At 63.8% G+C, this 13,879-nt stretch carries 10 protein-coding genes; 9 read left to right on the forward strand and 1 reads right to left on the reverse strand.

Going from position 1 to position 13,879, the window contains the following annotated elements; translation table 11 throughout:
• The first annotated feature begins 2 nt into the window (after positions 1-2).
• The 4 genes from E5S66_RS05860 to ppnN all read left to right on the forward strand — a co-directional run bounded on the left by E5S66_RS05860 (position 3) and on the right by ppnN (position 6,458).
• Positions 3-740 carry an SDR family NAD(P)-dependent oxidoreductase gene (locus E5S66_RS05860; RefSeq protein WP_138348350.1) on the forward strand — a complete coding sequence of 246 codons (738 nt, stop codon included), beginning with the start codon at positions 3-5 and terminating at the stop codon, positions 738-740.
• Positions 741-873: 133 nt separating this feature from the next.
• Positions 874-1,467: a YhgN family NAAT transporter gene (locus tag E5S66_RS05865; protein ID WP_138348352.1), complete on the forward strand. Its 594-nt coding sequence runs from the start codon at positions 874-876 to the stop codon at positions 1,465-1,467.
• Between the two features lie 203 nt (positions 1,468-1,670).
• Positions 1,671-4,910, forward strand: a complete 3,240-nt coding sequence (locus E5S66_RS05870) for a TonB-dependent receptor (RefSeq protein ID WP_138348354.1) — start codon at positions 1,671-1,673, stop codon at positions 4,908-4,910.
• Between the two features lie 138 nt (positions 4,911-5,048).
• Positions 5,049-6,458: a nucleotide 5'-monophosphate nucleosidase PpnN gene (ppnN, locus tag E5S66_RS05875; protein ID WP_138348355.1), complete on the forward strand. Its 1,410-nt coding sequence runs from the start codon at positions 5,049-5,051 to the stop codon at positions 6,456-6,458.
• Between the two features lie 73 nt (positions 6,459-6,531).
• Here the strand turns inward: ppnN and E5S66_RS05880 are convergent, their stop codons facing one another.
• Positions 6,532-7,602, reverse strand: a complete 1,071-nt coding sequence (locus E5S66_RS05880; RefSeq protein WP_246037158.1) for a sensor histidine kinase — start codon at positions 7,600-7,602, stop codon at positions 6,532-6,534.
• Positions 7,603-7,715: 113 nt separating this feature from the next.
• On the opposite strand from E5S66_RS05880, the gene E5S66_RS05885 reads away from it, so the two are divergent.
• The 5 genes from E5S66_RS05885 to E5S66_RS05905 are packed head-to-tail and all read left to right on the forward strand — an operon-like array spanning position 7,716 to position 13,867.
• The gene (locus E5S66_RS05885; protein ID WP_138348357.1) at positions 7,716-8,285 is read left to right on the forward strand and encodes a GspH/FimT family pseudopilin; all 570 of its coding nucleotides are present in this window, start codon (positions 7,716-7,718) and stop codon (positions 8,283-8,285) included.
• A gap of 7 nt (positions 8,286-8,292) precedes the next feature.
• Positions 8,293-8,739 (forward strand): type IV pilus modification protein PilV, encoded by a 447-nt coding sequence (pilV, locus tag E5S66_RS05890; protein WP_171033484.1) that lies wholly within the window; start codon positions 8,293-8,295, stop codon positions 8,737-8,739.
• Entirely contained in the window at positions 8,736-9,779 is a 1,044-nt protein-coding gene (locus tag E5S66_RS05895; RefSeq protein ID WP_281278266.1) for a PilW family protein, read from the forward strand. The genes pilV and E5S66_RS05895 overlap by 4 nt, the downstream gene beginning before the upstream one ends.
• Complete coding sequence (locus E5S66_RS05900; RefSeq protein WP_138348363.1) at positions 9,776-10,324, forward strand: pilus assembly PilX family protein; 549 nt, start codon at positions 9,776-9,778, stop codon at positions 10,322-10,324. The genes E5S66_RS05895 and E5S66_RS05900 overlap by 4 nt, the downstream gene beginning before the upstream one ends.
• Positions 10,325-10,333: 9 nt before the next feature.
• A complete protein-coding gene (locus E5S66_RS05905) occupies positions 10,334-13,867 on the forward strand; it encodes a pilus assembly protein (protein WP_138348365.1) in 3,534 nt (1,177 codons plus the stop codon).
• Positions 13,868-13,879 lie beyond the last annotated feature (12 nt).

Here is a 13,879-nt window from a genome sequence, read left to right on the forward strand (position 1 = left end):
GCATGGCGGACGCATCGCAGGGCCGGGCGCTGGATGGGCGCATCGTGCTGGTTGCCGGCGCGGCCGGCGGGCTGGGCTCGGCCGCGGCACTTGCCTGCGCGCAGGCCGGCGCCACGCTGGTGCTGCTGGGACGCAAGCTGGCGCCGCTCAATCGCCTGTATGACGCGGTGAAAGCGGTCGGCCCCGAGCCGATCCTGTATCCGCTGGATCTGGAGGGCGCTTCGCCCGATGACTTCGACCAGCTGGGCCAGGCCATCGACGGCGAGTTCAGCCGCCTCGATGGCCTGCTGCACTGCGCCGCCGAGTTCAAGGGCCTGACGCCGCTGGCGCATACCGACCCGGCCAACTTCGCCCGCGCCATCCACGTTGACCTGACCGCGCGCTGGTGGCTGACCCAGGCCTGCCTGCCGCTGCTGGCGAAATCCGATGCCGGCGCGGCGGTGTTCGTGCTGGACGACCCGGCGCGCAGCGGCAGCGCGTTCTGGGGCGGCTACGGTATCGCCCAGGCCGGGCAGTCGGCACTGATCCGCATGCTGCAGGCCGAGCTGGGCGAACACGGCCCGCGCATCAGCGGCCTGCAACCCGGCCCGATGCGGACCAACCTGCGCGCCAAGGCCTACCAGGCCAATGCAGACCTGAAGGCGCGTCCAGCCGAGCACTACGCCGCGGCCTGCGTGGAGCTGCTGTCGCCGGCGGGTGCGGCGTGGCGGGGCGCGATCCGCGACGTGTCCGCACCGTAGGAGCGGCTTCGACCCCGATCATCCGGGCAGGGCGCGTGGGAGGTCGTGCCGCAGCGCAAGACGCTTGCGCAGGGCGTTTCTTGCCGCCCTCCATGCAATATCCCCGCCATCGCCCGCGTGCGAGAATCCGCCGATGACCATCGCTGCCGCCGCCCTGCTGCTGTTCTTCATCCTCGATCCGCTGGGCAACATCCCGGTGTTCCTGAGCGTGCTCAAGGACCTGCCGCCGGCCCGCCAGCGCACGGTGCTGGCACGCGAGCTGCTGATTGCGCTGGCGGTGCTGATGTTGTTCCTGTGGGGCGGCCAGTACGCCCTCAACGTGATGCATCTGCGGCAAGAGTCGGTATCGATCGCCGGCGGCATCGTGCTGTTCCTGATCGGCCTGCGGATGATCTTCCCGACCGCCGATGGGGTGATGGGGGATGTGCCAGGCGGGGAGCCCTTCATCGTGCCGTTGGCGGTGCCGATGATCGCCGGCCCTTCGGGCATGGCGGCGGTCATGCTGCTGGGTAGCCAGGAGCCCGACCGCATGGGCGACTGGATGCTGGCGTTGGTGCTGGCCTGGGGCGCCACCGCGGCCATCCTGTTCTCCGCCACCTGGCTGAAGAAATGGCTGGGGATCCGCGTGCTCACGGCGGTCGAACGCCTGATGGGCATGGTCATCGTGGCCATCTCCGTGCAGATGCTGCTGGACGGCATCGCCTCCTACCTGCGCGTCGCCTCCTGAGCCGTACGCCATAGGATGACGGGGGTCACGCCGCTGTCATGTCGCGGTCATCCGCCCGGGGTACCGTGTTAAACTTTGGTAATCCCGTGCGCCACGGTACGGCGGCGGGAGCCCCACGAAAATGCCGACAACCGTCGCATGACGGGCGTGCCGGCCTGCCGTTCACAGCCCGTCGTCATTTCTCCATCCTCAGAGGTCATACCATGAAGCATCCGAACCGCGCCCGGCTCTCCAAGCTGTCGCTGGGCCTGATGGTCGCGCTCGCTGCGGCTCCCGTTTTCGCCCAGAGCACCTCCGCCGGCGTCGGCGGCCAGATCGTCGGGGCAGGCGGGCAGCCGGTGGCTGGCGCCGAAATCACCATCACCCACGTAGAGTCCGGCACGGTCAGCCGCGCTACCACCGATGCCAGCGGCCGCTACAACGCCCGCGGCCTGCGCGTGGGTGGCCCGTACACGATCGTCGTGAACAAGGCGGGCGAGGGCAGCAAGACCGAAGACAACGTTTTCCTCGGCCTGAACCAGATCAATACGGTCAATGCGCAGCTCAACAACAGCGTGACCACGTTGGACAGCGTGCAGGTCGTGGGCTTCAGCGGCGGCTCGGAAGTGTTCAGCGCCACCAAGATGGGCTCCGGTACCAACATCGACCAGACCACCATCGAGTCGCTGCCTTCGATCGGCGGCAACATCCAGGATTTCATGCGCCTGGATCCGCGCGTGACCTTCATCGACCGCGCGTCGGGCGCGATCTCCGCCGGTGGCCAGAATCCGCGCTACAACTCGATTTCGATCGATGGCGTGTCGGCCAGCGACACCTTCGGTCTTGAAGGCAACAACATGACCACGCGCCGCCAGCCGGTGTCGATGGAAGCCATCGAGGCGATCGACATCAAGCTGTCGGGCTACGACGTCAGCACGCCGGCGGCTTCGGGCGCCACCGTCAACGCGGTGACAAAGTCAGGCACCAACGAATTCCACGGCTCGCTTTACGGCACCTATCGTGACAAGGGCTGGTTCGGCAAGAACCCGGTCGGTCAGGAGTTCAACGGCTTCGACAGTGAGCAGACCTACGGCGTGACCTTCGGCGGCCCCATCGTCAAGGACAAGCTGTTCTTCTTCGCCAACTACGAGAAGTTCGAGCAGAAGGCGCCGGGCGTCGACCTGAGCACCACCGCGCTGGGCAAGACGAACCCCATGATCGACATGGATGACGTTGCGCGCGCCCAGCAGATCGCCACCGGCTACAACATCAACGCCGGCGGCTTGGATAGCAACGCCAATACCGATCTGGAAGAGTACGCGCTCAAGCTCGACTGGAACATCAACGACAACCACCGCGCCAGCCTGCGCTACAGCAAGCTGGAGCAGAACAAGCTGCGCGTGCAGGGCATGAGCTCCAGCGGCGTGTCGCTGAGCTCTTACTGGTACACCCACCAGAAGTCGGTGGAAAGCTACGTCGGCCAGATCTTCAGTGACTGGACCGAGAACTTCAGTACCGAGTTCAAGGTGTCCTATCGGGATTACGCCGCGCTGCGCGTGACCGACAGCACCGCGCCCAGCATCCGAATCTATTTCGGCGGCACCGAAGCCCAGCCGGGTGGCGATTCGCTCTACCTCGGCACCGAGGCCAACACCCACGGCAACGCGCTGACCACCGAAACCTGGGACGCCTATGGCGCCGGCCAGCTGTCCATGGGCGACCATGATCTGAAGTTCGGCTTCAACTACAGCGACAACAAGATCTACAACTATTACGGCGCCAACTCCTGGGGCACCTACACCTTCTGGGGCCTGGACAACTTCGCCACCGGCAAGTGGAACACCTACGTGCTGAGCGCCGAAACCGCGCCCGGCTCGATCGCGGTCAACTACAACAGCAAGAATCTCGGCCTGTTCGTCCAGGACACCTGGTACTTGAACAGCAACCTGACCTTGACCTTCGGCCTGCGCGCCGACAAGCCGACGGCGACGCCGGACCCGGCCTACAACCAGGCCGCCTCCGAGTACTTCGGATACAACAACAGTGAAGTGTTCGGCGGCGGCTTCCTGATCCAGCCGCGCTTCGGCTTCAACTACACCTTCGACAGCGACCGCCAGATGCAGATGCGCGGTGGCATTGGCTTGTTCCAGGGCGACGCCCCGCAGGTGTGGATCGGCAACAGCTACAACACCACTGGCTTCAACTACGTTTCGTACGACTTCAAGACCTACAACGCGCTGTTCCCGTTCAACCCGGATGGCCAGAACCAGACCGTGCCGGCGGGTGGTGGCAGCGCGGGTGCGCAGAACGTCAACTTCGTCGGCAACGACTTCGAACTGCCGTCGATCTGGAAGGCCAATCTGGCGTTCGATACCGAGACGGGCTGGATGGACACCGTGTTCTCGACCGAGCTGATGGTGACCAAGGTCAAGGCGGCTCTGTTCTACAAGAGCCTCGGCATCGGCAAGATCAACGCGCCGGGCCAGGATCCGGCCTATGCGCTGCTTGGTCCGGACGGCCGCGAGCTGTACTGGAACCCGTCCAAGACCGGCAAGGCTTGGGCTTCGGGCGACGCGCGTTTCGGTCGGGACACCCGCTTCAACAACGTCTACCTGATCGATAACACCGACAAGGGCGGCACCCAGCAGCTGACCGTCAGCTTGAGCAAGCCCTGGAGCCGCAACAGCGACTGGTACTGGAACATCGGCTATACCTACACGCATGCCACCGAAGTGGGCCCGCTGACCAGCTCCACCGCCAGCTCGGGCTACAACTACCAGTACGCGTTCAACACCAACGACGAAGTCGAAACCACCGCCCGCTACCAGATCAAGGACCGCTTCAGCGGCAGCCTGAACTGGAAGCACAAGTTCTTCGGTGACTACGAGACCCGCGTCGGCCTGGTCTACGAAGGGCGCAGCGGCCGTCCGTTCAGCTATGTCTACGTGAACGACGCCAACGGCGACACCCGCAGCGCCAACGACCTGTTCTACGTGCCGACCGGCCCGGGTGACGTGCTGTTCGGCACCCTCAACACTAGCGGCGTGTTCACCGCCGATGCCGCGATGGAGAAGGCGTTCTTCGAGTGGCTGGATGGCAACAAGGATCTCAACAAGCTGCGTGGTTCGGTGGCCGGGACCAATGCCTTCCGCGCGAGCTGGGTCAACACCTTTGACCTGCGCCTGGCGCAGGAACTGCCGGGCTTCTTCAACGGCCACAAGTCGGAGATCTGGGTGGACATCCAGAACGTCGGCAACATGCTCAACAAGGATTGGGGCAACGTGCTGGACTACGGTTTCTATGCCGATTCGCGCGTGGCGTCCCTCCAGGGCATCTACAACGGCAAGTACGTGTACAACTACCGTTTCGCCGACGAGCCGACCGTTGCCAACGGCGACGCCGATGGTTTCGACCAGGGCATCTCGCAGTGGTCGGTGCAGGTGGGCTTCAAGTACAAGTTCTGATCCGCACGATCAGGATGGTTCCACGGAACGGCCGGGGCAACCCGGCCGTTTTCTTTTGCGGCTTGCAAACGGCACGCTATCGGCACTGATCGTCGCGGCCCCCTGACCGGATCCGCGGCCGCGCGCTAGACTGACCGCATGAACGATACGACCACCACCTTGCCGCAGGGCGCGGCCATTCCCTTCACTCCCACGCTTCCCACCGTTTCGACCCACATCTACCCGCGCGGCGGGCTGGACGTGCTGTCGCGCGAGGAAGTCGCGCGCCTGCGCGACGCCTCTGCCGGTGGCCTGCACGACCTGCTGCGCCGCTGCGCGCTGGCGGTGTTGACCTCGGGCAGCGCGTCGGACGACCCGCGCGCGGCGCAGGAGCTGTACCCGGATTTCGACATCCAGGTGCGCCAGCAGGACCGCGGCGTGCGCATCGAGCTGACCAATGCGCCGGCGATGGCATTCGTCGATGATCGCATCATCGCCGGCGTGGCCGAGCTGCTGTTCGCGGTGGTGCGCGACCTGGCCTTCACCGCCATCGATCTCAACGGCGACGAGGAACTGAACACCTCCCGTGGCATCACCGACGCGGTGTTCCGGCTGCTGCGCAACGCGCGCGTGCTGCAGCCGTCAGACCCCAACCTGGTGGTGTGCTGGGGCGGCCACTCGATCGGGCAGGAGGAATACAAGTACACCAAGCAGGTGGGCTACGAGCTGGGCCTGCGCGGGATGGACATCTGCACCGGTTGCGGCCCGGGTGCGATGAAGGGGCCGATGAAAGGCGCCACCATCGCCCACGCCAAGCAGCGCCGACGCCGCAGCCGCTATATCGGCGTCACCGAGCCGGGCATCATCGCGGCCGAATCGCCGAATCCCATCGTCAACCACCTCGTCATCATGCCGGACATCGAGAAGCGCCTCGAGGCCTTCGTCCGCATGGGTCACGGCATCGTGGTGTTCCCGGGCGGCGTGGGTACCGCCGAGGAGATCCTGTACCTGCTCGGCATCCTGCTGCGCGAGGAAAACGCGCACCTGCGCTTCCCGCTGATCCTGACCGGGCCGACCGGCGCGGCGCCTTACTTCGAGCAGATCGATCGCTTCATCCGGCTGACGCTGGGCGAGGATGCGGCCCGGCTCTACGAGATCATCGTGGCCGATCCCGCGCGCGTGGCCAAGCGCATGGACATGGGCATCCGCAAGGTCAAGGACCAGCGCATCGCGCAGAAGGACTCGTTCTTCTTCAACTGGGGCATCGAAGTGCCGCTGGAGTTCCAGCAGCCGTTCGTGCCCACCCACGAATTGATGGCCGGTCTGGACCTGCACCACGGCCGCAAGCCGTGTGATCTGGCCGCCGACCTGCGCCGCGCGTTCTCCGGCATCGTCGCCGGCAACGTGAAGGAAGACGGCATGCGCCGGATCGAGGCGCACGGGCCGTTCGAGATCCATGGCGATCCGGACATCATGCAGGCGCTGGACGCGCTGTTGCGCGCATTCGTGGAGCAGCGCCGGATGAAGATCTCCGGCGAGTACAGGCCCTGCTATCGCGTGGTGGGCTGACCCTGCAAGGCGGGCTGCTCGTGGCAGCGAATGCGTTTGGCGCGCCGACAATCCGGCGCGCTCCGGCTGGGACTCACGCGGGCAGACGCATCCGCGCCACGAAGCGCCCATCCTCCACCGACGCATCGATCCGCCCGCGACCGTCCGTCATCGCCTGCACCCGCTCGCGTGCCGAGGCCAAGCCCACCGCATGGCCCTTGTGGCTGCTTTCGACGGCGGGCAGATCGTTGGCGATGACGACCTCGATCCCGCCGCGCTCGCCCGCATGCACGCTGATATCCAGCCGCCCACCTTCTGGCAGGCGTTCGATGCCGTGGCGGATCGCATTTTCGGCCAACGGCTGGATCGAGAGCGACGGCACCTGCACCTCCGGTAGCGTTGCCGGAACATTCCAGGTCAGCTGCAGCCGTGGCCCGAAGCGCAGGGCTTCGATCTCAAGATAACGCCTCGTCAGCGCCAACTCCTCAGCCAACGGGATCAGCTGCGGCCCGCGCAGCGCACTGCGGAACAGATCGGCCAGGTCCAGCAGCACCCGTTCCGCCTCATCCGGCCGCGCGTGCACCAGGGCGGCGCCGGTGTTGAGGGTATTGAACAGGAAGTGGGGGCGGATCCGCGCCTGCAGTGCCTCCAGTTCCAACTGCTTGGCGCGCACCGCCAGCCGCCGCGAATGCCAGTAGTTCTGGTAGCTCACCAGGCCGATCAATCCCACCACCAGCGCGATCGCCAGTGTGCGCAGGACGAAGGCCCGGCGGCTGCCGTCACCGAGTCCGCCCACGGCCAGGACGCTCCAGGCCGCCATCGACACCAGCAGGCTCATTGCCAGGAACAAGCCAAGGCAGACCCAGGCCAATGTCATCGGTGGCAGTCGGCCGAGGCGGTTGCGCAGGAGATACAGTGCGCAGAGCGTGCCCAGGGCCACCCACTGGATGCCCAGTGAGGCCAGCCCGAATTGCACCAGCCGGCCACCGTTCTGGGCCGGTGCCAGCGCCAGGATCGCCGCCAATGCCTCGCCACCCAGCATCACGCCGAGAAGGGCGGGCGGGCGCCAGAGCGCGGCAAGGGGATCCGGGGAGGCGTTCAAGGCGGGTCGGCAGCTTTTTCTCAGGGTAGCAGAGGCGCCATTGGGGATGCCTGAGCTGGCCAAGGGGTGCGGCCACCCACCGCCTGCCCCCGGCGAGCGCCCGCCCGTCGGTCCTGACTGGCAACCCCGTGGCACGATGGATAAGGTTGACTAGCCAAATTGGGAGGGGCGCCACGTTGTCACACCTGTACCCACACCCGCTGCACCGCGGTTCGCGCGGCTTCACCCTGGTGGAGCTGATGGTGACCGTCGCGGTCCTGGGCATCATCGCGACTGTCGCGGTTCCCAGCTTCACCAACCTCATCCGCGCCAACCGGCTGACCTCGTCCGCCAATGAAATGGTGGCGATGTTGCAGGCAGCGCGTTCTGCAGCTATCACCAACAGGGCCCGCGTCGAGGTCTGCCCCAGTACGGGCAGTACTTGCGCCGCCGGCGCCGGCAGCCGCTGGATCGCGCTGATGACGAAGAAGACCGGCGGTGGCGACGTGGTCACCGTCTTACGCGAAGCGAGCCTGTCTCCGGCTATCACCGTCAGTGCCAGTGCCAACCTGTCCGGCGCATCCAACAAGTTCACCTTCAGTCCTTCGGGATTCTCGTCGGTGGGCGCCAACGGAAGCGGAACGGTGAGCCTCTGCTCCCCGGCAATGTCCGGACTGAATGCGGCCGACGTATCCGCAAGTATTGGCCGAATCAGTACGGCGCGACGTGCGGCATCGTCCGGTTGTACTGCTCCGACTGACAACTGAGGTGAATATGACGCGTAGCAACCATGTAATCGGCGGTCAGCGGCAACGTGGCGTTGGTCTGCTGGAGGTGATGATCTCCGTGCTTATCCTGTCGGTAGGCATGCTTGGAATCGCCGCCATGCAGTCGATCACGCTCAAGAATGCGGGCGCGTCGGCGTATCGCACGCAGGCTGCGCTGCAGATGTACTCGATGATGGACATCATCCGCGCCGATCGGAATAACCTGAGTGCCTACAACACCAATATCTATGCAGACGGTCCCGGGGACGGCGCGCCCGGCACGATGGCCGGTTGGCTGGACGGGCTGAAAGTCACCGTGGCACCGGATGCGAAAGGCCAAGTCGTATGCAACGCCGACACCATGACCTGCAGTGTCGGCATCCAGTGGAGCGATGCCCGCGCTACAGGGGGCGGCAGCACTCCGTCAGAAATCAACATCACGAGCCAGCTATGACTCATACGGATCGAGTGGTGCAGCGTCGCCAGCGGGGTTTCACGCTTGTGGAGCTGATGATCAGCCTGTTGCTGGGGATCCTGGTGATTGGCGCGGCCGGCAGCATGTTCTTCTCGAACCGCAAGGTTTACGGCTCCACGGAAGCGATCAGCCGCATCCAGGAAAACCAGCGCAGCGCGTATGAAATGCTTGCGCGCGATATCCGCGAAGCGGGTGGTAATCCCTGCACCCGGAATGTCGTCAACATGCTGGATACCACCAAGCCAGGCGGCTCCTACTACGCGGGTTGGCAGAACGGCGTGTCCGGCGCGAACAACGGCGGGCCGAACGGATCCGACAGCATCACGCTCAGTCAGGCTACCGGCACATCCATTGCAGTCACCAAGAACGAGACGCCCAGCGCAAATATCGAAGTCACCGGTACCACGGGTTTGGCGGCGGGCGACATCCTGATGGTATGTAACGCCGATGTCGCTGCCATCTTCCAGGCGACTGCGCTGCCCTCGGGGACGTCCATCCAGCACAACAGTGGCCAGGGCACTCCCGGGAATCTCGCCAAGCCGTTCCAGATCACCCAGGAAGCGTTTGATGCGTCGGTGGGCGGCACTAACGCGCCAGGCTACTGTTTCCTCCCGGAAACGCCCAAAAACTCGAACTGCCTGAACGAGCCCAGCAAATCTCCTGTCCAGGTGGTCAAGCCCACGGCGGTGCGATGGTTCCTGGCTGCCAACGGGCGCGGGGGCACCTCGCTTTACCGCCAGGAGACCAGCAACGGTGGCGCGACCGTCGGGACGAGCAACGAAATCGCCGAAGGCGTCACCAATATGCAGATTACCTACAAGGTGGGCGATGCCGCCGCTTATGTGGACGCTTCGGCTGGTCTGGATTGGGGGCGGGTTACTGCCGTGCACGTGAACATGGTGTTCCGCGCCGCGCAGGGGACGCTGACCAAGGCTGACACCGAGGGCACTGATGACGGGGTCATTACCCGGGCGCTGAATGATTACATCCTGCTTCGGAATCACCAGGACATCCAATGAAACAGGTCGCTTCTATATCCGTCCCGAAACGCGGCCGCCAGCAGGGCGCCGCGCTGATCGTCGTGCTGATGCTGCTGGTCATCATTACCGTACTCGGCATCGCCTCCATGCGCGGCGCGATCATGCAGGAGCGAATGGCCGCAAACATCACCACTCGCGGCATGTCGTTCCAGGTCGCGGAAGCTGGTTTGCGCCAGGCTGAGGTCATCGCACGTGACGGCACCATTACTTTCCCCACCGGCGGTGGTTGCGCCGGCGGCCGCTGTGCGGACGCGTCCTGGGACGTGGCCGGTTTCTGGAGCGACGGTGGCGGGGGTTACCAGACGGGCACCGCGGTCAAGATCAGCGAGGACATGTCGATTTCCCCGAAATTCGTCATTGAAAACTTTGGTACTTCCGCGGTGACGGGGTCGGGTGCCTCGTCCTGCATCGATCTTTCCAAACCCTGTTTTTCGGGCGTGTCCCAGAGCGTCTATCGCATCACGTCCTATGCCGCGACGCCGAACGGCGCCGAGGTCATTCTCCAGTCGCTGTATCGGCGCTGAGGTAATCCCATGAAGATCAAGCCTAATTCGTCGAACCCGATGCAGCGTGCCGGCGTCGTCTTTGCGGCTTCCGTCGCCACCCTGTTGGGGTTGCCGGTCAATGCGGCCACCACATCGTTCCCGCAATATCCGCTGATGACCGGTGGCAGCACGATTCCGCCAAACATCCTGCTGATTCTGGATGACTCGGGGTCGATGGAAGGCGCGTGGATGACCGCTGACAAGGACGGGACGGTGGACAAGGACAACTTGTCCGATAATGTTGTCGACCGTTCCTACGTGAACAATACGCTCTATTACAACCCTGGCAAGACCTACCTGCCTTGGCGCACCGACAGTACGGATTTGAATGCGCGCCTGACTCAGGCTGATTTCAAGTCGGTAGCAAGCAGTACGACCAGTCCGACATCGAGCAAGATCAACCTGACAAGCGGCTCCAACGAGAGCGAAACGTATTTCTACGTGCCAAAGGTTGCCAATCCCGGCACGACGCCGAGCAATTACGACAAGTACAGGATTACTAGTTCGTCCTCATCCACCAGCTACAGCGGTGGTGTTGTCCAGAAACAAACCATTACCAATATCCTCTCCGGGAAACTGCCGGGGATTAAAGATGAGAACTGGTCGCAGTGCTACGCGGTGCCGGTGTCTGGTTACAGTCAGGTCACTATCTCCGTTAGTGGGAGTGGGCGTGCGGACCTTTATGTGTACAGCTCCAGCACGTGCAATAGTGGTTTGTATGATCGTGATCGGAGCGGAGGAAATCCAAAGAGCCTGACCATCACCCCGAATGGCGGTGCGAACTTTGTTTATTTCGATGTCAATGCGGATGGAACCATCAGCAACAACACGGTTACATACACGGCAGATGGGCTGCGCTGGGACGACACGACTCCTGCCGGCAATACCAGCGCTCTGCAGCAGGCTGAGCTCAAGAATTTCGCCAACTGGTACCAGTACCACCGCACCCGCAACAAGATGGCCAAGGCGGGCGCTTCCGAGGCATTCGGGAAGCTGGGCAAGAATTACCGGGTGGGGTTTGACACCATCTGGAATCGGGGCGGTAGCGGCGCCAATACTGCGGGGTCGACGCCGGCCTATCCAATTCCGTTCGCGACGAACGGCGGCCTTTTTGAAGGGACCAACCGTACGGATTTCTACAGCAGGCTCCATGCGGCCGGTGCCAGCAGCACCACGCCCCTGAAGGGCGCGCTACAGCGAGCAGCAAGATACTTCAAGAACAGTGATGACCCGTGGAAGGACTCCAACGGGAGCCTTCTGACCTGCCGGCAGAACTACGCCATCCTGACCACTGATGGCTACTGGAACAGCGACAGCGGATACACCAACGTCGGCAATTCCGACAACGTCGCTTCCTGGCGCTACCGGGACAGTTATTCGAACACGCTCGCCGACGTCGCCTACTATTATTGGGCCAATGACCTGCGTACGGACATGACGGATAACGTCCGCACCAGTTCTTCCGATACGGCCAACTGGCAGCACATGGTGACGTTCGGCGTTTCGATCGGTTTGCAGGGAACCCTCAATCCCAATAACCCGCCGCCGTCACCCTGGAGCGTCGATCCGATCAACAATTCCGGTGCCGAGCGCATTGACGATCTTTGGCACGCGGCCCTGAACGGTCGCGGTGCGTTCGTTGTGGCCTCGGACACAGACCGTTTTGCCCAGGCATTGAGTGACGCGCTGAAGGCGATCGACGGCCGGACTGCCTCGGGCTCCAATATCGCATCCAGCTCCACCAAGACAGACACCACCACGTTGACCTTCGTGGCCGGCTTTACCTCGAGCACATGGTTGGGCGACTTGATCGCCAGTCCGTTCAATGCCGCCCTGACCGGCGTGTCCACTACTCCGCTGTGGGTCCTGTCGAAGACCTTCGAGCCTACCGGTGTAAACGCGGCTTTCTCCGGCCGGACGGTCCTGACCAGCAAGGGCGGCACCGCGAAGCTTTTCACCTCTGCCAATTTCACCGGTGATTCGGACTTTGCCGCCCGCACCGGCCAGAGCGATGCGGTCACCGCCGCTGAAAACGTCGACTATCTGCGAGGCGTCCAGAGCAAGGAACTTGGCCAGACTTCGGGCACCCTGCGTAAGCGTACCCATCCAGTTGGCGACATCGTTGACTCCTCGCCCGCATACGTGGCTGGCACCAATACCGTCTATATCGGTGCCAACGACGGCATGTTGCACGGAATTGATGCCGCCAACGGCAAGGTATTGTTCTCCTATATGCCGAAGGGGCTCGATTACACGGCATTGGCCAACCTGAGCTCCACTGCCTATGACCACCACTATTTCGTCGATGGGCAGCTCGATGTCGGCCAGATAGACGGCAACGGCAGCAACTTCATCAACGTGCTGGTGGGCGCGCTGGGGCGCGGTGGGCGGGGCGTCTTCGCGCTCAACGTGACCGCGCCGGGCAGCATGGGGACTGGTGACGTCCTGTGGGACAACACCACCCAGGACACCACCACCGATCCGAACATGGGCTATGTGCTGGGTGCGGTGCGGATCCGCAAGGGCAACGGTGACAAAACCTATGCCTTCGTTCCCAACGGTATCGATAGCCCGAACGGCTCCGCTACGCTGTTCGTTTATGAACTGGCCACCAGCGGTGCCGTGGTGAGCACCACTCGCCTGGTGGCGGACGCCGGGACGGGCAACGGCCTGATGTCGCTGGGCATGGCCGATCTCAACGGCGACGGCACCGTGGATACCGTGTATGGCGGCGATCTGAAGGGCAACGTCTGGCGCTGGGACTTCTCGGGAACCAATGTCCCGACTGCCGCAGTGAAGCTGTTCCAAGCGGTGGATTCCACCGGCACCAGTCAGCCGATCACCGGAGGTATCGGTGTCGGCCGCGACGAGCTGTCGGGCAAGGTGTTCGTCGGTTTCGGCACCGGCCGCTTCATCTCGACTTCCGATGTTCCCACGACGTTGGCTGCTGGCGGGACTCAATCCCTGTACGGCCTGGTTGATGAAGCCGCGACCATTTCGGGTCGCAATGACTTGCAGGCGCGGACGATCCCGTTGAGCGGCACTAGTCCGGATGGCAGGCCGCTGCGCGGCTTCGAGGGCTACAGCGCCCTGCCGGGTGGGAAGAAGGGCTGGTACCTCGACTTCACGGCGCCGGAGCGGGTGATTTCGGCGCCTACGATCTATGGCACGGCAATGTTCGTCGCCTCGGTGATTCCTTCCTCTGGCGGGCAAGGCTGCGAAGCCGCAACTGGCAGTGGTTTCCTCAACGGTATCAACCTCTTCACCGGGACCAGTCCCAATTCCAACTCGGGGGGTTACTTCCCGAATTCGGGCACCGTGACCGGCGGTTTGGTTGGTTCTGTCGGCGTGACCGGCGGCATGCCGACCGAAGTCAACGTCACCAGCGGATTGGCGACTGTTGGCACTGGCGCGTTCTCCAGCGAAGGCGGCGCGACGAATACCGTAAGCGAGAAACTCGGCACATCGGTGGGCGGTCAGCCCCGCCGTGTCAACTGGCGCGAACTCGTGCCGAAGCAGTGAGCAGAGGACACA

This window comes from Thermomonas fusca, from assembly GCF_005862345.1.
GTDB lineage: Bacteria > Pseudomonadota > Gammaproteobacteria > Xanthomonadales > Xanthomonadaceae > Thermomonas > Thermomonas fusca.

Bases quoted from the DNA above. Each gene is read 5' to 3' on its own strand.
- E5S66_RS05860 (WP_138348350.1), top strand. From the start codon at position 3: ATGGCGGACGCATCGCAGGGCCGGGCGCTGGATGGGCGCATCGTGCTG.
- E5S66_RS05865 (WP_138348352.1), top strand. From the start codon at position 874: ATGACCATCGCTGCCGCCGCCCTGCTGCTGTTCTTCATCCTCGATCCG.
- E5S66_RS05870 (WP_138348354.1), top strand. From the start codon at position 1,671: ATGAAGCATCCGAACCGCGCCCGGCTCTCCAAGCTGTCGCTGGGCCTG.
- ppnN (WP_138348355.1), top strand. From the start codon at position 5,049: ATGAACGATACGACCACCACCTTGCCGCAGGGCGCGGCCATTCCCTTC.
- pilV (WP_171033484.1), top strand. From the start codon at position 8,293: ATGACGCGTAGCAACCATGTAATCGGCGGTCAGCGGCAACGTGGCGTT.
- E5S66_RS05895 (WP_281278266.1), top strand. From the start codon at position 8,736: ATGACTCATACGGATCGAGTGGTGCAGCGTCGCCAGCGGGGTTTCACG.
- E5S66_RS05900 (WP_138348363.1), top strand. From the start codon at position 9,776: ATGAAACAGGTCGCTTCTATATCCGTCCCGAAACGCGGCCGCCAGCAG.
- E5S66_RS05905 (WP_138348365.1), top strand. From the start codon at position 10,334: ATGAAGATCAAGCCTAATTCGTCGAACCCGATGCAGCGTGCCGGCGTC.